This is a genomic window from Blastococcus sp. SYSU DS0669, from assembly GCF_054050895.1.
This window is the reverse complement of record NZ_JBJHAE010000015.1, coordinates 80,610-99,962: the sequence shown is the minus strand read 5'-3', so window position 1 is coordinate 99,962 and position 19,353 is coordinate 80,610. Positions and strand designations below refer to the sequence as shown.

The 19,353-nt window shown below is 75.4% G+C and carries 17 protein-coding genes; 4 read left to right on the top strand and 13 right to left on the bottom strand.

Translation table 11 applies throughout. The annotated features are described in order from the left end of the window. Positions 1-242 precede the first annotated feature (242 nt). The 9 genes from tyrS to argC are packed head-to-tail and all read right to left on the bottom strand — an operon-like array spanning position 243 to position 9,492. The gene (tyrS, locus tag ACI792_RS15185) at positions 243-1,535 is read right to left on the bottom strand and encodes a tyrosine--tRNA ligase (protein WP_456603322.1); all 1,293 of its coding nucleotides are present in this window, start codon (positions 1,533-1,535) and stop codon (positions 243-245) included. Further along, positions 1,532-2,185: a DNA-3-methyladenine glycosylase gene (locus ACI792_RS15180; RefSeq protein ID WP_456603321.1), complete on the bottom strand. Its 654-nt coding sequence runs from the start codon at positions 2,183-2,185 to the stop codon at positions 1,532-1,534. The genes tyrS and ACI792_RS15180 overlap by 4 nt, the downstream gene beginning before the upstream one ends. Before the next feature lie 2 nt (positions 2,186-2,187). Then, on the bottom strand, positions 2,188-3,633 hold the full coding sequence (gene argH, locus ACI792_RS15175; RefSeq protein ID WP_456603320.1) for an argininosuccinate lyase: 1,446 nt from the start codon (positions 3,631-3,633) through the stop codon (positions 2,188-2,190). Continuing rightward, positions 3,630-4,181, bottom strand: coding sequence for an arginine repressor (locus tag ACI792_RS15170; RefSeq protein WP_456603319.1), 552 nt, complete (start codon positions 4,179-4,181; stop codon positions 3,630-3,632). The genes argH and ACI792_RS15170 overlap by 4 nt, the downstream gene beginning before the upstream one ends. Further along, positions 4,178-5,122, bottom strand: coding sequence for an ornithine carbamoyltransferase (argF, locus tag ACI792_RS15165; protein ID WP_456603318.1), 945 nt, complete (start codon positions 5,120-5,122; stop codon positions 4,178-4,180). The genes ACI792_RS15170 and argF overlap by 4 nt, the downstream gene beginning before the upstream one ends. Beyond that, a complete protein-coding gene (locus tag ACI792_RS15160) occupies positions 5,119-6,312 on the bottom strand; it encodes an acetylornithine transaminase (RefSeq protein ID WP_456603317.1) in 1,194 nt (397 codons plus the stop codon). Before ACI792_RS15160 ends, argF begins: the two co-directional genes overlap by 4 nt. Then, the gene (gene argB / locus ACI792_RS15155; protein ID WP_456603316.1) at positions 6,309-7,310 is read right to left on the bottom strand and encodes an acetylglutamate kinase; all 1,002 of its coding nucleotides are present in this window, start codon (positions 7,308-7,310) and stop codon (positions 6,309-6,311) included. Before argB ends, ACI792_RS15160 begins: the two co-directional genes overlap by 4 nt. Next, entirely contained in the window at positions 7,307-8,458 is a 1,152-nt protein-coding gene (gene argJ, locus ACI792_RS15150) for a bifunctional glutamate N-acetyltransferase/amino-acid acetyltransferase ArgJ (RefSeq protein ID WP_456603315.1), read from the bottom strand. Before argJ ends, argB begins: the two co-directional genes overlap by 4 nt. Further along, positions 8,455-9,492: an N-acetyl-gamma-glutamyl-phosphate reductase gene (argC, locus tag ACI792_RS15145; RefSeq protein WP_456603314.1), complete on the bottom strand. Its 1,038-nt coding sequence runs from the start codon at positions 9,490-9,492 to the stop codon at positions 8,455-8,457. Before argC ends, argJ begins: the two co-directional genes overlap by 4 nt. 131 nt (positions 9,493-9,623) lie before the next feature. Between argC and ACI792_RS15140 the strand changes: the two genes are divergently transcribed. Both ACI792_RS15140 and ACI792_RS15135 read left to right on the top strand, forming a co-directional pair. Further along, entirely contained in the window at positions 9,624-10,472 is an 849-nt protein-coding gene (locus tag ACI792_RS15140; RefSeq protein ID WP_456603313.1) for a tryptophan 2,3-dioxygenase, read from the top strand. 102 nt (positions 10,473-10,574) lie between these two features. After that, on the top strand, positions 10,575-10,910 hold the full coding sequence (locus ACI792_RS15135; RefSeq protein ID WP_456603312.1) for an STAS domain-containing protein: 336 nt from the start codon (positions 10,575-10,577) through the stop codon (positions 10,908-10,910). Positions 10,911-10,931: 21 nt separating this feature from the next. Here the strand turns inward: ACI792_RS15135 and ACI792_RS15130 are convergent, their stop codons facing one another. Genes ACI792_RS15130 through pheS form a run of 3 tightly spaced genes read right to left on the bottom strand, consistent with a single transcriptional unit; the run spans position 10,932 to position 15,314 of the window. Next, positions 10,932-11,798, bottom strand: coding sequence for an SDR family NAD(P)-dependent oxidoreductase (locus ACI792_RS15130; RefSeq protein ID WP_456603311.1), 867 nt, complete (start codon positions 11,796-11,798; stop codon positions 10,932-10,934). Then, the gene (gene pheT, locus ACI792_RS15125) at positions 11,791-14,250 is read right to left on the bottom strand and encodes a phenylalanine--tRNA ligase subunit beta (protein ID WP_456603310.1); all 2,460 of its coding nucleotides are present in this window, start codon (positions 14,248-14,250) and stop codon (positions 11,791-11,793) included. Before pheT ends, ACI792_RS15130 begins: the two co-directional genes overlap by 8 nt. Further along, entirely contained in the window at positions 14,247-15,314 is a 1,068-nt protein-coding gene (pheS, locus tag ACI792_RS15120) for a phenylalanine--tRNA ligase subunit alpha (protein WP_456603309.1), read from the bottom strand. Before pheS ends, pheT begins: the two co-directional genes overlap by 4 nt. 183 nt (positions 15,315-15,497) lie before the next feature. Here pheS and ACI792_RS15115 point away from each other — a divergent pair, with 183 nt between their 5' ends. Both ACI792_RS15115 and ACI792_RS15110 read left to right on the top strand, forming a co-directional pair. After that, positions 15,498-16,340 carry an EamA family transporter gene (locus ACI792_RS15115; RefSeq protein WP_456603308.1) on the top strand — a complete coding sequence of 281 codons (843 nt, stop codon included), beginning with the start codon at positions 15,498-15,500 and terminating at the stop codon, positions 16,338-16,340. 77 nt (positions 16,341-16,417) lie between these two features. After that, positions 16,418-18,658, top strand: a complete 2,241-nt coding sequence (locus ACI792_RS15110) for an EAL domain-containing protein (RefSeq protein WP_456603307.1) — start codon at positions 16,418-16,420, stop codon at positions 18,656-18,658. An 18-nt stretch (positions 18,659-18,676) separates the two neighbouring features. Here the strand turns inward: ACI792_RS15110 and ACI792_RS15105 are convergent, their stop codons facing one another. Further along, positions 18,677-19,342, bottom strand: coding sequence for a TetR/AcrR family transcriptional regulator (locus tag ACI792_RS15105; RefSeq protein ID WP_456582291.1), 666 nt, complete (start codon positions 19,340-19,342; stop codon positions 18,677-18,679). Positions 19,343-19,353: the final 11 nt, after the last annotated feature.

Below are 19,353 nucleotides of genomic sequence, written 5' to 3'. Positions count from 1 at the left end.
TCTCAAGGAGCGGACGCGCAGAAACTCGACCCTTCCGGGCTTCGTCCCTGGCTGGAGGTCCCACTCTACGCCGGTTTCCAGCAGCCCGTCTAGCGGGGGGCTGGTCCGGCGGCCCTCCCGGGCCGCGCGGCGCAGAAAGAAAGTTACGTGCCCCCGCAGGCCGTGTCAAACCCGTGGTCCGTGACGCCCGACACGCTGCCGTCACACGCCCGTCGCCGGGCGTTCACAGGGCCCGGGAGGGCTCAGCCGGCCCGGTGCACGCCGGCGATCGAGCGGCGTCCGCGGCGCAGGACGAGCCAGCCACCGGGGAGCCAGGCGTCCTCCCCCGGGCGGGCGTCGGCGTCCGCCACCCGCTCGTTGTTGAGATAGGCCCCGCCCTCCTTCACCGCGCGTCGCGCCTCCGACAGGGAGCCCACGAGCCCGGTCTGCTGGAGCAGCTGGGCCACGGTCGGCGGGTCGCCGTCGACGGTGATGCTCCCGGCCTCGGTGAGCGCCGCGGCGAGGGTCGCCTCGTCCAGCGAGCGCAGGTCCTCCCGGCCGAAGAGCGCACGTCCCGCGGCCTCGGCCTGCCGGAGCTGGTCGGGGCCGTGCACGAGCAGGGTCAGCTCCTCGGCGAGCGCGCGCTGGGCGGTGCGGGCCGCCGGCCGCTCGAGGCTCTCGGTGATCAGCACCTCTAGCTCGTCGGCCGGGCGCTCGGAGAACAGCGGCAGCCACGTGCGGGCGTCGGCGTCGTCGGCGTTGAGCCAGAACTGGAAGAACGCGTAGGGGGACGTCAGCGACGGGTCGAGCCAGACGGTCCCGCCCTCGCTCTTGCCGAACTTGGTGCCGTCGGCCTTGGTCACCAGGGGCGTCGACAGGGCGTGCACCCCGGTCCCCTCGACACGGCGGACCAGGTCGATGCCGGCGGTGAGGTTGCCCCACTGGTCCGAGCCGCCGGTCTGCAGGGTGACGCCGTGGCGCCGGTGCAGCTCCAGGAAGTCGTTGGCCTGCAGGATCTGGTAGCTGAACTCGGTGTAGCTGATGCCCGCCTCGGAGTTCAGCCGGGCCGAGACCGCCTCCTTGGCGAGCATCCGCCCCACCCGGAAGTGCTTGCCGAGCCCCCGCAGGAAGTCGATGGCCGAGAGCTCGCCGGTCCAGTCGAGGTTGTCCACGTAGACCGGTGGAACCAGCCCGTCGCGCTCGGCCGGCAGGTCCAGGAACGGCGCCACCTGCCGGCGGATGCTCTCCACCCACCCGGCGACGACAGCAGGGTCGTTCAGCTGCCGCTCCGCCGACGGGCGCGGGTCACCGATGAGACCCGTCGCGCCACCGACCAGGACCACCGGCCGGTGCCCCGCCCGCTGCAGGGCCCGCAGCACCATGAACTGCACGAGGTGCCCGACGTGCAGGCTCTCCGCCGTCGGGTCGAAGCCGCAGTAGTAGGTGACCGGCCCCTCGGCGAGATGGGCGCGCAGCGCGGCCTCGTCCGTGCTCTGGGCGATCAACCCGCGGCGGTGCAGCTCGTCGATGACTCCGTGGGCGGCAGGCGTGGTCACAGGGGTCCATCCTGCCCGGCGCGTCCGCGCCGCGGTCTGCCGCCCGCCCGGAAGGCGCTCACCGACGGCGCGCCGGTCTCCCAGAACCGCCAGGGCAGCTCCGTGGCGACGCTGATGCCGACGCGGGGTCCGGCCGACACCTCGGCCGGCGGGGTTCCCCGGTGCAGGCGCACCGGGGAGGCCGGGTCGAGCAGGTCGGTGCCGAGATCCGGGCGCCCGACGGCGAGGGCCTGGGTCAGCCGCGCCGGCCCACCGGCCAGGTCGCGCGGGGTCCGCGCGACCGGACGGCGGGCGCGCGCCAGCTCCTCCCCCACCACGACCTCGCCGGCGCGCAGGAGCACCGCCGAGCCCTCGCCCTCGTGCCCGACGACGACGTTGGCGCACCAGTGCACCCCGTAGGAGAAGTACACGTAGAGCCGCCCCGGCGGGCCGAACATGATCGCCGCCCGGGGCGTCGGACCGCGGTGCGAGTGCGCCGCCGGGTCGACGCCCGACCCGGAGTAGGCCTCGACCTCGGTGAGCCGCAGCGCCACGGTGCCCTCCGGCCGGTCGGTGACCACCCAGCAGCCGAGCAGGGACGGCGCGACCTCGTCGACCAGGCCGAGCAGCTCCTCGGCCCGCACCAGCGGCCCCGGCTCCGACGACGGCACGCTCAGAGGGCCGCGGCCACGGGCGAGGACACCGCCCACCCGGCGTGCTGCCGCGCCGCCTCGGCCAGCTGCACGAGCTGCCCCGCGACCCGTTCCGGCGCCGTGCCGCCCCGCGCCGACCGCGCCGCCAGCGCCCCCGGCACCGACAGCACCGAGCGCACGTCGGGGGTGAGCCGCGGGTCGATGCCGGCGAGCTGCTCGTCGTCCAGCTGGTCGAGCTCGAGACCCGCCTCTTCGCAGAACGCGACCATCGCGCCGCTGATCTCGTGCGCCGACCGGAACGGCACCCCCTGCCGGACCAGCCACTCCGCGACGTCGGTGGCCAGCGCGAAGCCCTGCGGCGCGGCAGCCTCCAGCACCTCGGGGCGCAGGGTGAGGGTCGCGACCATCCCGGTGACCGCCGGCAGCAGGAGGAGCAGCTGCTCCATGGAGTCGAAGACCGGCTCCTTGTCCTCCTGCAGATCGCGGTCGTAGGCCAGCGGCAGCCCCTTGAGCATGGTGAGCAGGCCGGTCAGGTTGCCGACGAAACGGCCGGACTTGCCGCGGGCGAGCTCGGCGATGTCGGGGTTCTTCTTCTGCGGCATGATCGACGACCCGGTCGCCCACGCGTCGTCGAGGCGGGCCCAGCCGAACTCGGTCGACGTCCAGAGCACGACCTCCTCGCCGAGCCGGGAGAGGTGGACGCCGATGAGCGCGGCGGCGAAGCAGAACTCCGCGGCGAAGTCGCGGTCGCTCACGCCGTCGATGGAGTTGTCGGACGCGCGGTCGAAGCCGAGCTCGGCGGCGACGGCGTCGGGGTCCAGCGGCAGCGAGGAGCCGGCCAGCGCGCCGGAGCCGTAGGGGCTCACGGCCGCCCGCCGGTCCCAGTCCCGCAGCCGGTCGACGTCTCGGGCGAAGGCGTGCGCGTGGGCGAGCAGCTGGTGGGCGAAGAGCACCGGCTGGGCGTGCTGCAGGTGGGTCATGCCGGGCGCGGCGACGTCCTGGTAGCGCTCGGCCAGGCCGACCAGCGCGTACTCCAGCGACGACAGCTCCCCGACCAGCGCGCGCACCGTGTGCCGCAGGTAGAGCCGCAGGTCGGTGGCGATCTGGTCGTTGCGGCTGCGGCCGGCGCGCAGCTTGCCGCCGAGGGCTCCCAGCTTCTCGGTGAGCCCGCGCTCGAGCGCCTCGTGCACGTCCTCGTCGGACTCGACGGCGACGAAGGTGCCGGCGGCGACCTCGTCCGACAGCTCCCGCAGCGCGCCGAGCATCTGCTCCAGCTCCTCGTCGGCGAGCAGCCCGGCGCGGTGCAGCACCCGGGCGTGCGCCCGGGAACCGGCCAGGTCGAAGGGGGCGAGCTTCCAGTCGAAGTGCGTCGATTTGGAGAGGGCGGCCATCGCCGGGGACGGGCCGCCGCCGAAGCGCCCGCCCCAGAGCCGGGTGTGGGTCGCGGGGGCGGTCGGGTCGGTCACGGGGCGGTTCCTCCGGAGGGGTCGTCGGCCAGGTCGCTGTGCAGCTCGGGGTAGACGGCGGGGGTGCGGGCGGCCATGGCCCGCAGCCGCTCCGCGAGCGCGGGTCCGCCGTCGGGAGCGCGGGACACCACCAGGAGAGTGTCGTCGCCGGCGATCGTGCCGAGCACGTCGGGGAGCCCCACCTTGTCCAGGGCCGACGCCAGGAACTGCGCGGCGCCCGGCGGGGTGCGCAGCACCGCCAGGTTGGCGCTGCCCTCCGCGCCGGTGAGCAGGTCGGCGAGCAGCCGGGTCAGCCGGGCCGGCGCGGCCTGCGCCGGGCGCAGCGGCGCGTTCTCCGGCGGCAGCACGTAGGAGGCCGGCGCGCCGTCGGAGCCGCGCATCTTCACCGCGCCGAGCTCCTCGAGGTCCCGCGAGAGGGTGGCCTGGGTGACCTCGATCCCCGACTCGGCCAGCAGCACCGCCAGCTGGGTCTGGGAGGTGATCGCCCGTGCTTCGATCAGCTCGCGGATGCGGGCCTGGCGCGCCGAGCGGGTCAGGGCACCCGTCACGAGCGTTCCAGGAGCCAGACGAGGAGGGCCTTCTGGGCGTGCAGGCGGTTCTCCGCCTCGTCCCAGACCGCGCTCTGCGGCCCGTCGATCACCTCGGCGGCGATCTCCTTGCCGCGGTAGGCCGGCAGGCAGTGCAGGACGACGGCGTCGTCGGCGGCGCGGGCGAGCGCCGCCTCGTCCACCGCGTAGGGCAGGAACGGGGCGACGCGGGCCTCGTACTGGTCCTCCTGGCCCATCGACACCCACGTGTCGGTGACCAGGACGTCGGCGCCGTCGGCGGCGGCCGCGGCGTCGGGGGTCCACGCCACCGAGCCCCCGGTCTCCGCCGCGATCGCCGCCGCGCGCTCGAGCACCGCCGGGTCGGGCCGGAAGGACTCCGGCGACGCGATCCGCACGTGCATGCCGGCGGTGGCGCCGCCGAGCAGGTAGGAGTGCGCCATGTTGTTGGCGCCGTCGCCGAGGTAGGTCATGGACCGGCCGGCCAGCGAGCCCTTGCGCTCGATCACCGTCTGCAGGTCGGCCAGGATCTGGCAGGGGTGGTACTCGTCGGTCAGCGCGTTGACCACCGGGACCCGGCTCACCGACGCCATCGCCTCGATGCGCTCCTGGCCGGAGGTGCGCCACACGATCGCGGCGGCCTGCCGGTCCAGCACCCGGGTGGTGTCCTCGATCGGCTCCCCGCGCCCGAGCTGGCTGCCGGCCGCGTCGATGACCAGCGGGTAGCCGCCGAGCTCGGCGACGCCGACGGAGAACGACACCCGCGTGCGGGTGGAAGGCTTGTCGAACAGCACCGCCACCGCCCGGGGCACCCCGTTGGCGGCGCGCAGCGGGACGGGGGCGTCCCCGGTGTGCCGCGAGGCCTTGAGGGATGCGGCCAGGGCGAGCACCTCGGCCTGCTCCGCCGGGGTCAGGTCGTCGTCCTTGAGGAAGTGCCGGATCACTGGTGGTTCTCCTGGAGAGCGGTGTCGAGGGCGGCGGGCAACGCCGCCACGAAGGCGTCCACCTGCGCGTCGGTGAGGACCAGCGGCGGGGCGAGGCGGAGGACGTCCGGGGCGACCGCGTTGGTCAGGAAGCCCGCCGCGCGGAGGTTCGCCTCCAGGGCGGCGGCGACGTCGGCGGTGAGGACGACGCCGAGCAGCGCGCCCCTCCCCCGGACGCCGCGGATGCCGGCGTGGCCGAGGGCCTCGATGCCGGCGGTGAACCGGTGCTCGAGCTCCTTGGCGCGCTCGAGCAGCCCCTCGTCCCGGATGGTGTCGAGGACGGCGAGCGCCGCGGCGGCGGCGATGGGGTTCCCGCCGAACGTGGAGCCGTGCGAGCCCGCCGTGAGCAGTTCCGCGGCGTCGCCGAAGGCGAGCATCGCGCCGATCGGCAGCCCGCCGCCGAGCGCCTTGGCCAGCGTGATGACGTCGGGGTGCAGCCCGTCGGCCTGGTGGGCGAACCACGAGCCGGTCCGCCCGATGCCCGTCTGCACCTCGTCGACGGCGAACAGCGCGCCCGCGCCCTCGGCGGCGTCGGCCGCCGCGGTGAGGTAGCCGGGCGGCGCCGGCAGCACGCCGCCCTCCCCCAGCATCGGCTCGAGCAGCACCATGGCCGTCTCGCCGGTGACCGCCGAGCGCAGGGCCCCGGCGTCGCCGTAGGGGACGTAGGAGACCCCGCCGGGCAGCGGCGCGAAGGGCGCGGCCTTGGACGGCTGGCCGGTGAGCGCGAGCGCGCCCATCGTCCGGCCGTGGAAGGCGCCCTCGGCGGTGACGACGCCCGGGCGGCCGGTGAGCCGGCTCAGCTTGAACGCCGCCTCGTTGGCCTCGGCGCCGGAGTTGCAGAAGAAGACCCGCCCGGGCCGCCCGGCCAGCTCCAGCAACCGCTCGGCCAGCAGGATGCCCGGCTCGTGCATCGCCAAATTGGAGACGTGGCCCAGCCTCGCCGCCTGCGTGGTGATCGCCTCCACGACCCGGGGGTGGGCGTGGCCCAGGATCGTCGTCGCGATGCCGCCGAGCAGGTCGGTGTACTCCCGCCCGTCGACGTCCGTGACGGCGGCGCCGCTGCCGGAGGCAAGGGCGACCGGCGGGGTCTTGTAGTTCGTCATCATCACGGCCGACCAGCGGCGGGCCAGCTCCTCGGTGTGCGTCGTCATGCTGTGCCCTCCTTCTGGTCCCTCGCCGGGACGACCATCGTCCCGGTGCCCTCGGTGGTGAACGTCTCCAGGAGAAGGGCGTGCGGGGTGCGGCCGTCGACCACGGTCGCCCGCTTCACCCCGCCCTCGACCGCCCGCAGGCAGGCGGCCATCTTCGGGATCATCCCGGCGTCCAGCGTGGGCAGGAGCTCGGCGAGCTCGCGGGCGTCGATCTGCTGCACCAGCGAGCCGCGGTCCGGCCAGTCGGCGTAGAGGCCCTCGACGTCGGTGAGCACGACCAGCTTCACCGCGCCCAGCGCGGCGGCGAGCGCGGCGGCCGCGGTGTCGGCGTTGACGTTGTGCACGACGCCGTCGGCGTCCGGGGCGACGCTCGCCACCACCGGGATGTGGCCGGCCTCCAGCAGCGCGGTGACCGGGGTGGTGTCGACGGCCGCGACGTCGCCGACCAGCCCGATGTCGACCGGTTCCCCGTCGACGACCGCGGTGGTCCGCCGGGCGGTGAACAGCCCGCCGTCCTCACCGGAGAGGTGCACCGCCATCGGGCCGTGCTGGTTGATCAGCCCGACGATGTCCGGGCCGACCTGCCCGGTCAGCACCATGCGGACGACGTCGATCGTCTCCGGCGTGGTCACCCGCAGCCCACCGCGGAACTCGCTGGCGATCCCCAGGCGGGTGAGCATCTCGGTGATCTGCGGGCCGCCGCCGTGGACGACGACGGGGAGGATGCCGCACGTCCGCAGGAACACCATGTCGTCGGCGAAGGCGCGGCGGCACTCGTCGTCGACCATGGCGTGCCCGCCGTACTTGATGACGACGACCTTGCCGTGGAACTCCTTGAGCCAGGGCAGCGCCCCGGTGAGGACGGCGACCTTGGCGGCGTCGCCCTCGGGGTCGTGCGTGCGCATGACCCGGCTGGTGCCGACCCGGCGGGGCAGCTTCGTCGGCGGCGCCGGCTCGTCGATGCGGACGTCGGGCGGGGTGGGGTCCTGCTGGCTCATGTGGAGTAGGCCGAGTTCTCGTGCACGTAGGCGATGGACAGGTCGTTGGTCCAGATGGTGGCCTGCTCGGCGCCGGCCCGGAGGTCGACGTCGATGGTGATCTCCCGGCCGGTGAGGTCGACGCCCTCGCGCGGGTCGCCGATCGAGCCGCCGCGGCAGACGGTGACGCCGTTGATGGTCACGTCGACCCGGTCGGCCTCGAAGGCGGCGTCGGTGGTGCCGATCGCGGCCAGCACCCGCCCCCAGTTGGGGTCGTTGCCGAACAGCGCCGTCTTGAGCAGGTTGTTGCGGGCGCAGGCCCGCCCGGCGGTGAGCGCGTCGTCGACGGTGGCGGCGTTGCGCACGGTGATCGCGATGTCCTTGGTGGAGCCCTCGGCGTCGGCGAGCAGCTGCATCGCCAGGTCCGTCGCGGCTGCGGTGAGCGCCTCGGTGAGCTCGTCCTCGGTCGGGGTGACCCCGCTCGCGCCGTTGGCCAGCACGATCACCGTGTCGTTGGTGGAGAGGCACCCGTCGGAGTCGACCCGCTCGAAGCTGACCGCCGTGGCGGCCTTCAGCGCCCGCTGCAGGACGTCGGGGTCGGCGGCGGCGTCGGTGGTGAGGACGACGAGCATGGTGGCCAGGCTCGGGGCGAGCATGCCGGCGCCCTTGGCCATGCCGCCGACGGTCCACCCGTCCCGATGCTGCGCCGTCGTCTTCGGCACGCTGTCGGTGGTCATGATCGCCCGTGCCGCGTCGTCGCCGCCCTCCTCGGAGAGCGCCTCCACGGCGGCGGTGACGCCGGCGGTCAGCTTCTCCATGGGCAGCCGGACGCCGATCAGGCCGGTGCTCGCGACGACGACGTCGATCGCGCCGATGTCGAGGCGGGCCGCGGCGTGCTCCGCGGTGGCGTGGGTGTCCTGGAAGCCCTCGGGGCCGGTGCAGGCGTTGGCGCCGCCGGAGTTGAGGACGACCGCGCGCGCCCGCTGGCCGGCGAGCACCTGGCGGCTCCACTGCACCGGCGCCGCGGGGAAGCGGTTGGTGGTGAAGACGGCGGCGGCGGCGTCGTCGGGGCCGGTGTTGAGGACGACGGCGACGTCGGGGTTGCCGCTGGATTTCAGCCCGGCCGCGACGCCCGCCGCGGAGAAGCCCTTCGGTGCGGTGGTGGTCACGGCGCGACTCCTACGAGCGGGAGACCGGTGGTCTCGGGCAGGCCGAGGGCGAGGTTGGCGCACTGGACCGCCGCTCCCCCGGTGCCCTTGGTGAGGTTGTCGACGGCGGCGACGACGACGAGCCGGTTCGCGTCGGCGTCGACGGCTAGCTGCAGCGCGACGGTGTTGGCGCCGAGCACCTGGGCGGTGGTGGGCCACAGGCCCTCGGGCAGCAGGTGCACGAACGGCTCGTCGGCGTAGGCCTGCGCGTAGGCGGCGCGGGCGGCTGCGGCGTCGACCCCCGGCGCCAGCGGCGCGGAGCAGGTGGCGAGGATCCCCCGGCTCATCGGCACGAGGGTCGGGGTGAAGCTGACGCCCACCGGCGCACCGGCGGCCTGCGTCAGGCCCTGGATCATCTCCGGCGTGTGCCGGTGCACCCCTCCGACGCCGTAGACGCTCGCCGCGCCCATGACCTCGCTGCCGAGCAGGTGCGGCTTGGGCGACTTCCCGGCGCCGCTGGTCCCGCTGGCGGCCACGACGACGACGTCGGGCTCGACCAGGCCGGCGGCGAGCGCCGGGGCCATCGCGAGGGTGACCGAGGTCGGGTAGCAACCGGGGACGGCGACCCGCGTCGCGCCGGCCAGCCGCTCCCGCTGGCCGGGGAGCTCGGGGAGGCCGTAGGGCCAGGTGCCGGCGTGCACGCCGCCGTACCAGCGCGCCCAGGCGGCGGGGTCGTTGAGCCGGTGGTCGGCGCCGCAGTCGATGACGAGGGTCTCGGCGGGCAGCTGGTCGGCGATCGCGGCGGACTCGCCGTGCGGCAACGCCAGGACGACGACGTCGTAGCCGGCCAGGCTCGCCGCGTCGCTGGGCTGGACCACCAGGTCGGCGAACGGGAGCAGGTGGGGCTGCAGCTCACCGAGGCGTCGGCCGGCGCTCGAGTTGGCGTGCACCCCGGCCAGCCGGAGGTTCGGGTGCCCGGCCAGCAGCCGGCACACCTCGCCTCCCGCGTACCCGGTGGCGCCGGTGACCCCGACCGTCCACGTCTGCGTGCTCACGATGCATGACCATACATCACCATGCATGAACGTTCATCCGGGACCGACGCGGACCGGACCACCGGGGCGGTCGTGCGGTAGGACTAGCGGGGAGCGCGACGGGCGCACCGGCTCGGGTGAGGAGCGGCGTGATGACCACGGAGGGCGGTATCCGGCCGCTCGAGGAGGGCGTGCAGACCGACTTCAGCACGCGGATGAGCTACGGGGGCTACCTGGGGTTGGACACGCTGCTGTCGGTGCAGCGCCCGATCAGCGACCACCACGACGAGCCGCTGTTCATCATCCAGCACCAGACCACCGAGCTGTGGCTCAAGCTGGCGCTGCACGAACTGCGCGCGGTCCGCGCGGACCTCGACCGCGACGACGTGCAGCACGCACGAAAGGGGCTGGCACGGGTCAAGCACATCCTGCGCACGATCACCGAGCAGTGGTCGGTGCTGGCGACCCTGACCCCGAGCGAGTACGCCCAGTTCCGGGGCGTGCTGGGCAGCTCCTCGGGCTTCCAGTCCTACCAGTACCGCGCCGTGGAGTTCCTCCTCGGCAACAAGAACGAGCGCATGCTCGCCGTCTTCGCCGCCGAGCCGGCCGCCCGCGAGATGCTCGCCGAGCTGCTGGACTCCCCCACGGTCTACGACGCCTTCCTGCGGTTCCTGGCGCGCCGGGGGCACGCCGTCCCGGAGGAGATCCTCTCCCGCGACGTCCGCGAGCCGTGGACCGAGCGCCCGGCGCTCCTCCCGGTGTACCGGCGGATCTACGGCGACACCGAGGCGCACTGGGCGGAGTACGCCACCTGCGAGGACCTCGTCGACCTGGAGGACGGCGTGCAGCTCTGGCGGTTCCGGCACCTGCGCACCGTGCAGCGGACCATCGGCTTCACCACGGGTACCGGCGGCAGCTCGGGGGTGGACTTCCTCCGGCGCGCGCTGGACCTCACCTTCTTCCCCGAGCTCTACACGGTCAGGTCGGGGATCGGCGCCTGACCCACTCACAGGTACCTGACAGTCACCGTGCGCGGTTCTGTCAGCACCCGGAGGCACAGTTGCTCCTGTCCGGCGATGGTCGCCGGCGGGAGAGGGGTCCACGTGCACGTCGTCGATGCGAGCGCCGCCGTCCTGCCGCTGGGGGACATCGACCTGGTGGACGAGGAGTCCGGCCCGGTGCTGCGGCTGCGCGGTGAGGTGGACAGCACCGTCGTCGCGATCTGGGACGCGGTGCGCCGGAGCCCGGGGCACGCGCCGGTAGCGGTCGACGTCTCGGGGACGACCTTCCTGGACGCCCGGGGGCTGCGGCTGGTGGTCCGCGAGACCGAGGTGACCCGGCGCTCGGGCCGGCTACCGGAGCTGCGGCGCCCCTCGGCGGCGGTGCGCCGGCTGGTCGACATCGCCGGGGCCGGCCCGCTGTTCGCGACGGTCGCCTGACCGCCCGGCGGCGGGACGGGGTCAGGCGAGCGGGTCGCTGTCGCCGTAGGGGCGCAGGCGCAACTGCCGGGCGGTGCCCTCAGGGGTCACCGAGCGCAGGGTCTGCAGGTCGTCGGCGCCGGCGCGCAGGAAGCGGCCGGACCACGGGTCGAGCTCCCCGGCCGCGATCGCCGCGACGATCTCGACGACCCTCTCCGGCGGCGTCCAGTCGCTGAAGCCCTGCCACATGCGCATCGACCGGGTCATCGGCGTGTCGACGACGCCGGGTGCGACGTCGAAGGCCCGGACGTCGGAGCCCTCGAGCGAGAGCGCCAGCGACTCGGTGATCCGCATCAGCCCGGTCTTGGCCACCGAGTAGGCGGAGTAGTCGGGGTTGGCGCGGGTGCTCATCCCGCTGGCCAGGTTCACCACCCGGCCGCGGTTGCGCAGCAGCATCCACGGGACGACCGCCCGGCTGAGCAGGAAGCTGCCCCGCAGGTGGCTGGTGACGACGTCCCACCACTGATCGGGGTCGGCCTCCCACAGCGGCACCTCGGCCTCGTCGATCAGGCCCGCGTTGTTGACCAGCAGGTCGACCGGCCCGAGTTGCTGGCGCACCTCGCCCACCGCCGCCTCGACCGACGCCTGGTCGGTGACGTCGGCCGCGACGGCCAGCGTGCGGGCCCCGGTGGCCTCGGCGACCTCGGCCATCGCCGCGCGCAGCCGCTCCCCGCCGCGGGCCAGCCCGGCCACGGCCATCCCCCGGCGGGCCAGCCCCTCGGCGAGGTGCCGCCCGATGCCGGTGGAGGCACCGGTGACCAGGGCAACCGCACCCGACAGCGCGGCCCCGTCCAGGGACCCGCCCTGAGCCTGCGAAGGGCGGGGAGGACGGGGTCCTTCGTCAGGCACGGAGCTGCGCCCCGGTCGCGGCGGCCGCGGCCACCGCTGCATCGAACGCGACCCGGGCCTCCTCGCTCGTCAGCGTGCGGTCCGGAGCACGGAAGGTGAGCGAGTACGCCAGCGACTTCTGCCCGTCGGGCACCGAGCTGCCGGTGTAGACGTCGAAGAGCCGCAGATCCTCCAGCAGCGCGCCGGCGCCGCCGTGCAGCGCCCGGCGCACCCGGTCCTCGGGCTGGTCCTGCGGCACGAGCAGCGCGAGGTCCATGCGCACCGGCGGGTAGGTCGAGATCGCCGGCGCCTGCGGCACGGTGGGCTCGGGCAGCGCGTCGGCGTCCAGCTCCATCACCGCGGTGCGGGCGGGGAGGCCGAGCACCTCGCAGACCTTGGGGTGCAGCTCGCCCGCGTACCCGATGACCCGGTCGCCGACCAGCAGGGCGGCGCACCGCCCGGGGTGCCACGGGGCCCGCTCGGCCTGCTCCACGGTGAGCTCGGCCCCGGCGGCCGCGGCCACCAGGCGGGCGGCCTGGACGGCGTCGGCCCACTCCGCCGGCCGGCCCGGCCCCCACCAGCCGCGCGGCTCGCGCTGGCCGGTGAGCGCCACGGCGACGTGCCACGGCTGCGCCGGCACTGCGCCCAGCAGCGCGGCGAGGGTGGCGTCGTCGGGACGGCGGTCGGCGCCCGGCAGCGGCGCGGACGCGCGCTCCCCGCCCGGGAAGACCGAGCCGTGCTCGAAGAGCGCGACGTCGCGGAGGCCGCGGGAGAGGTTGCGGCCCAGCGCGGCGAGCAGGCCGGGCAGCAGCGTGGTGCGCAGCGCCGGGGCCTCCTCCGACAGCGGGTTGCGCACGGTGAGCACCCGGCGGCGCTCGTCGTCCTCGGGCAGGCCGAGCGCGTCGAGCTGCGCCGTCCCCAGGAAGGGGAAGGCCGGGGCCTCCACGTAGCCGGCGTCGGCCAGCGCGCGGCCGATGCTGCGCCGGCGGCGCTGGCGCTCGGTCAGCCCGCCGCCCGGGGGCGCCGTGGGCAGGATCGAGGGGATCTCGTCGAAGCCGCGGAAACGCACGACCTCCTCGACGAGGTCGGCCGGCTCGAGCAGGTCGCCGCGCCAGGACGCCGGGGTCACGCGCAGCTCGTCGCCGTCGCCGTCCACCTCGGCGCCGATGGCCGTCAGCACCTCGAGCACCTGGGACCGGGTGTAGGGGACGCCGGCGATCCGGCCGGGGAGCCCGGCGTCCAGCGCGATGGGTGCGCGCGGCCCGCGGGCGTCGACGTCGACCGGCGCCCCGACGACGCGCGCACCGCCGTGCTCGGCGAGCAGCGCGGCGGCCCGGGCGAGGGCGACGACGGTGACCTCGGGGTCGGTACCGCGCTCGAAGCGCTTGCCGGCCTCGCTGGGCAGCCGGTGCCGCCGGACGCCGCGGGAGATGCCGGTGGGCTCCCAGTGCGCGGCCTCCAGCAGCACCGCGCTGGTGGTCCCGCCGATCTCGGTGGAGGCGCCGCCCATGACCCCCGCCAGGCCGATCGGACCCGACTCGTCGGTGATGAGCAGGTCGTCGCCGGTCAGCGCGCGGTCGGCGCCGTCCAGGGTGGTCAGCCGCTCCCCCGCCGTCGCCCGGCGCACCGTGATCGGCCCGGTGACGGTGGCCCGGTCGAAGGCGTGCATGGGCTGCCCGAGCTCGAGCATCACGTAGTTGGTGACGTCGACGGCCAGCGAGATGCTCCGGATGCCGCACTGGGCGAGCCGGCGGCGCAGCGCCCAGGGGCTGGGCGCGGCCGGGTCGAGGTCCTCCACGGCGAGCATGGAGAAGCGGTCGCAGCGGTCGGGGTCGGCGACGGTGACCTCCCACGCGGGCGCCCCCGCCCAGTCCGGCAGCGGCAGGTCGGCCGGGTCGCGCCAGGTCACGCCGAGGACGCCGGCGAGGTCGCGGGCGACCCCGCGCATCGACATCGCGTAGCCGCGGTCCGGCGTCACCTCGAGGTCGAAGACGACGTCGTCCAGGCCGAGGACGTCGGCGGCCGGGGTGCCCGGCACGTAGCCGCCCTGGCCCAGCACCAGGATGCCGGCGTGGTCCTCGCCGATGCCGAGCTCGCGGACCGAGCAGATCATCCCGTCGGAGACGTGGTCGTAGGTCTTCCGCGCGGCGATGGCGAAGTCGCCGGGGAGCACCGCACCGGGCAGCGCGGCCACCACCAGGTCCCCGACGGCGAAGTTCTGCGCGCCGCAGACGATGCCGCGCGGTTCCGCCTCCCCGACCTCCACCTGCGTGTAGCGGATCGGCTTCTTGAAGCCGGTCAGCTCCTCGATGTCCAGCACCCGGCCGACCACGAGCGGACCGGTGGTCACCGGCGGGCGGACGACGTCCTCCACCTCGAAGCCGAGCCGCACGAAGGCGGCGTCGAGCTCCTCGACCGGAATGCCGGCCGGCAGGTCGACGAGCTCGGACAGCCAGCTGACGGGGACCTTCACTGCTCAACTCCGAAGACGCTGGTGAAACGGACGTCGGCTTCCGCGATGTCGTGCATGTCCGAGACGGCCGACCGGAACTGCAGCGCCCGCTCGATGCCCATGCCGAAGGCGAAGCCGGTGTAGACGTCCGGGTCGACGCCGCAGGCGCGCAGCACCCGCGGGTTGACCATCCCGCAGCCGCCCCACTCGACCCACTGCGGGCCGTCGCGGTGCTCGGGGAACCAGACGTCGAACTCCGCCGACGGCTCGGTGAAGGGGAAGAAGTGCGGCCGCCACCGGGTGCGGGCGTCCGGGCCGAACAGCTGGCGGGCGAGGTGGTCCAGGGTGCCGCGCAGGTGCGCCATGGTCAGCCCCCTGTCGACGGCGAGGCCCTCGACCTGGTGGAAGACCGGCAGGTGCGTCGCGTCGAGCTCGTCGGTGCGGTAGACCCGCCCCGGGGCGACGACGTAGATCGGCGGCTGCCGCTCCAGCATCGTGCGCGCCTGCACCGGGCTGGTGTGGGTGCGCAGCACCAGGCCGGAGTCCTCGGGCGCGACGAAGAACGTGTCCGAGAGCCACCGGGCCGGGTGGTCCGGGCCGAAGTTGAGCGCGTCGAAGTTCAGCCACTCCGCCTCGAGCTCCGGCCCGTCGGCGACCTCGTAGCCCATGCCCACGAAGATGTCGGCGATCCGGTCGATGAGCGTGGTCAGCGGGTGCCGGGCGCCGCGCGGGGTGCGGTCCCACGGCAGGGTGACGTCGACCCGCTCCTCGGCCAGCACCCGGGCGTCGCGCTCGGCCTCCAGCTCGGCCCGGCGGGCGTCGTAGGCCTCGGTGACGGCGACGCGCGCGGCGTTCACCCGCTTGCCGGCGTCGCTGCGGGCCGCCGGGGGCAGCGCGCCCAGCTCGCGCCGGGCCAGCAGCACCGGGGCGCGGTCGCCGAGGTGAGCCGGGCGGGCGGCGGCCAGCGCCTCCAGGTCCGCGGCCGCCGCGAAGGCCCCGAGCGCGGCGCGGACCGCCTCGTCGAGGGCCTCGGGCGAGAGGGCGGCGACCTGCTTGGGGTCGTAGGGATCGTTGGCGCCAGACACGGGAGGCCATTCTGCCCGGCGCCCGGGCCCGTGCGCGCCTGGGTTCCCGGAGCGGGGACGCCGCGCGGCCCGTGACCGGCGTCCTCCCTCCCCGCGCGGCGTCCTCCCCCACCGCGGGCGCCGAGGGAGGACGCGCCATGATCAGGGAAGCTGATCGTGGCGACGAGGTGGGTGGAGGTGCGCGTGGCGGCCCTCCTCGCGCTCGCGTCCGCGGTCGTCTACGGCGCCGCCGACTTCCTCGGGGGGCTCGCCAGCCGCCGGGCGTCGGTGTTCGCGGTCGTCGCCGTCTCGCAGCTCACCGGCCTGCTCGCGCTCGTCGTGCTGCTCCCCTGGCTCGGCGGACCGGTCACCACGGCGGACCTCGCGTGGGGCGCCGCCTCGGGGCTCGCCGGCTCGGCGGGGCTGCTGGTCTTCTTCCGCGCGCTCGCCGTCGGGGTGATGAGCGTGATCGCCCCGGTCACCGCGCTCACCGCCGCCGCCGTCCCGGTGCTGGTCGGCCTGCTCGGCGGCGAGCGCATCGGCCCGTGGGCGACGGCCGGCATCCTGCTCGCCCTGGGGGCGGTGGTGCTCGTGTCGGCCGAGGGCGGCCTGCGTGCGCTGCGCGGCGCCCGCCCCGCCAGCCTGGTGCCGGCGCTGGTCGCCGGCGCCGCGTTCGGGCTCTTCTTCGTGCTCCTGGACCGGACATCGGCCGGCGCCGGGCTCACCCCGCTGGTCGCCGCCCGGGTGGCCTCCGTGGCGCTGGTGATCAGCGTGGCGCTGACCACCCGGCAGGGGCTGCGGCCGGGCCGGGCCGCGCTGCCGCTTGTCCTGGTCTCCGGGCTCGGCGACATGACGGCGAACGCACTCTTCCTGCTGGCCACCCAGCAGGACGGGCCGCTGGCCATCACCGGGGTGCTCGCCTCGCTGTACCCCGTGAGCACCGTCGTGCTCGCCCAGATCGTGCTGCGCGAACGGCTCGTTCCCGCCCAGCTCGCGGGCCTCGGGACCGCCGCGGCCGCCGTCGTCCTCATCACGCTGCCCGGCTGACCTCCCCCTTCGGGGGGTGTCCCCGGTTCCGGCTTCGGCCCGGGCCGGAAGGGGCCGATCCCCCGTCCGTGGACCCCGTGCGCCCGAACACCGACGCAGCTCTCGCCGCCGCCCTCAGCCCCGGTGGCGTGCGCAGCGTCTTCCAGCCCATCGTCGAGCTCGACACCGGAGCTGTCGTCGCCTACGAGGCGCTCGCGCGCGGCCCCGAGGGGCCCCTGCAGCGACCCGACCTCCTCTTCGCCGCCGCCCGCGAGGGCGGCGTGCTCGCCGAGCTGGACGCCGCCTGCCGGGTGGCCGCCTTCTCCGGCGCCGTGCGGCACGGCCTGCCCGCGCCGCTGGCGCTGTTCGTCAACGTCGAGCCCGAGGTGCTCGACACCGCCCCGATGGACGAGCTCCTGGCCATCGCCGCGACCGCCCCCGGCGGCCTCCGCGTGGTCCTGGAGATCACCGAGCGGGCGCTCGCCACCCGTCCCGCCGAGCTGCTGCGCACCGTCGCCCGGGTGCGGGAGCTGGGCTGGGGCATCGCCCTGGACGACGTCGGCGCGGAGGCGATGTCGCTGGCGTTCATGCCGATCCTGCGCCCCGACGTGGTCAAGCTGGACCTGCGGCTGGTGCAGGAGCGGCCCGGGCCGGCGATCGCGGAGATCATGAACGCGGTCAACGCCTACGCACAGGCCACCGGGGCCGCGGTGCTCGCCGAGGGGATCGAGAACGACACCCACCTGGCCATGGCCCGAGCGCTCGGGGCCACCCTGGGCCAGGGCTGGCTCTTCGGCCGCCCCGCCCCCCAGCCGTCCTGTGACCGCCCCGTCGGGTCGCTGCCGCCGCCGGTCGAGGACCCGGGCGCCGAGGTGGAGCCGGGCTCCCCCTTCGCCTGCCTCCCCGAGGGGACGGCGCTGCGCCGCTCCCCGAAGGCCCTGCTCATCGAGCTCAGCAAGCAGCTGGAGCGGGAGGCGCTGCGCCTCGGCGAGACCTGCGTGGTCACCGCGACCTTCCAGGAGGCCCGGCACTTCACCCCCTCGACGACGCAGCGCTACCGCGACCTCGTCGAGCGCACCGGCTTCGTCAGCGCCCTGGGCGAGGGGCTCCCCGCCGAGCCGCTGCCCGGGCTGCGCGGCACCGACCTGGCCGGCGACGACCCCGTGCGCGGCGAGTGGGACGTCGTCGTCCTGGCCCCGCACTTCAGCGTGGCGCTGCTGGCCCGCGACCTCGGGACGACCGGCCCGGATCTGCAGCGGGAGTTCGAGTACGCCCTGACCTACGACCGCGACGTCGCCGTCCGCGCCGCGCGGAGCCTGCTCGGCCGGGTCGCGCCCCGCACCGGCCGCGCCACCCCGGTCGCCCCCGCCCCGCCGGCTCCCCCGGCCGCCGCGCCGACGGCCATGGGCTCGGAGCTGCTGGGGGACCCCGGCCTGGTGCGGCGCGCCCTGGAGGCGACGCCCAGCGGGGTCTGCCTGGTCGACGTCCGGCTGCCCGACCAGCCGCTGGTGTACGTCAACCCGGCGTTCGAGCGCCTCGCCGGGCTGCCGCGCGAGGAGCTGCTCGGCCGCAACTGCCGGTTCCTGCAGGGGCCCGGCACCGATCAGGGGGCGGTGGCCCGCATCCGCGGGGCGATCGCCGCCGGGCAGGAGTGCCGCGAGGTCCTGGTCAACCACCGGGGCCCCGAGCAGACCCCCTGGTACAACGAGCTGCACCTGGCTCCGGTCACCGACGCCTCCGGCACCGTCGTCCAGTACATCGGCGTGCAGGTCGACGTCACCGAGCGGGTACTGGCGCAGCGGGCCCTGGAGCAGGAGCGCGACCGCACCCGCGGCTACCTGGCCCGCATCGAGGAGCTGTCGATCACCGACCCGCTCACCGGGCTCTCCACCCGCCGGCACGTGGAAGAGCAGACCGAGACCGCGCTGTGGAACGCGACGTGCGCGGGCGACGCGGTGGCCCTCCTCGTCGTCGCGGTCGACGGCCTCGCCGCGATCGAGGACCGGTACGGCTCCACCGCGGCCGAGCAGCTGCTGACCGTCACCGGGCAGCGCCTCCGCGATCGTCTGCGGCGCGGTGACCTGGTGGCGCGCTGGGGACGCGACTCGTTCGTGGTCGTGCTGCCCGGCCTCGCGGTGGGCAGCGCCCTCCGCGAGGCGGCCCGGGTCCGCGGCGAGCTGGCGGAGGCCGCCCGCGGCCCGGTCGTGCTCGACGGTGCGCCCGTCGTGGCGGCCATCAGCACCGGCGCCGGCTGCTTCCCCGCCGACGCCGACGACGTCGCCGGGCTCCTGGCGGTCGCCGAGCGCGCGGCCGGGCGGCTGCCCGTCACCAACCGCTGATGGTCCGGGGCCGCTCCGTCAGCCGCGCGGGGGCAGCAGCGTGGCCAACCCGCCGTCGGCCAGGTCGGTGAGCTGGTCGACCAGGTCGGCGGCCGACAGGGTGCGGTCCGCCGACCACCAGTGCGTCGCCAGCTGCACCATGCCGACGACGCCATAGGCCCACGTCATCGCGCCGTCGGCCGGGCGGCCGGCCTCGGTCATCCGGGCGGCGAGGAGGCGGCCCAGGGCGGTGGCGACGGCGTGCTCGGTCGCCGCGACGAGGTCGGCCCGGCCTGCGCGCCCCGCCTGGGCGTAGGCGAAGCGGTAGAGCGCGGGCTCGTCCTCGATCAACGAGACGAAGGCGGCGATCACCGCGCGCAGCTGCGCGCGGTCGTCGGCGCGGTCGGCGGACAGCTCCCCCAGCAACCGGGGCAGCAGGATCGCTCGGGAGATGCGCTCCAGGACGGCGTCGATGAGCTCGTCCTTGTCGCTGAAGTACCGGTAGATGACCGTCTTCGAGACGCCGGCGCTTCGTGCGACGTCGTCGACGGAGAAGTCGGGACCGGCCAGGCGGACGGCCTCGACGGCCGCCCCCACGAGGTCCTCGCGGCGCGCGCGCCGGTGCTCGGTCCACCGGGACCGGCGCCCGTCCGCCGGTGCGGTCGCCGGTGCGTCGGCGACCTGCTGCAGGTGCTTCACGGTCACAGCTACCTTCT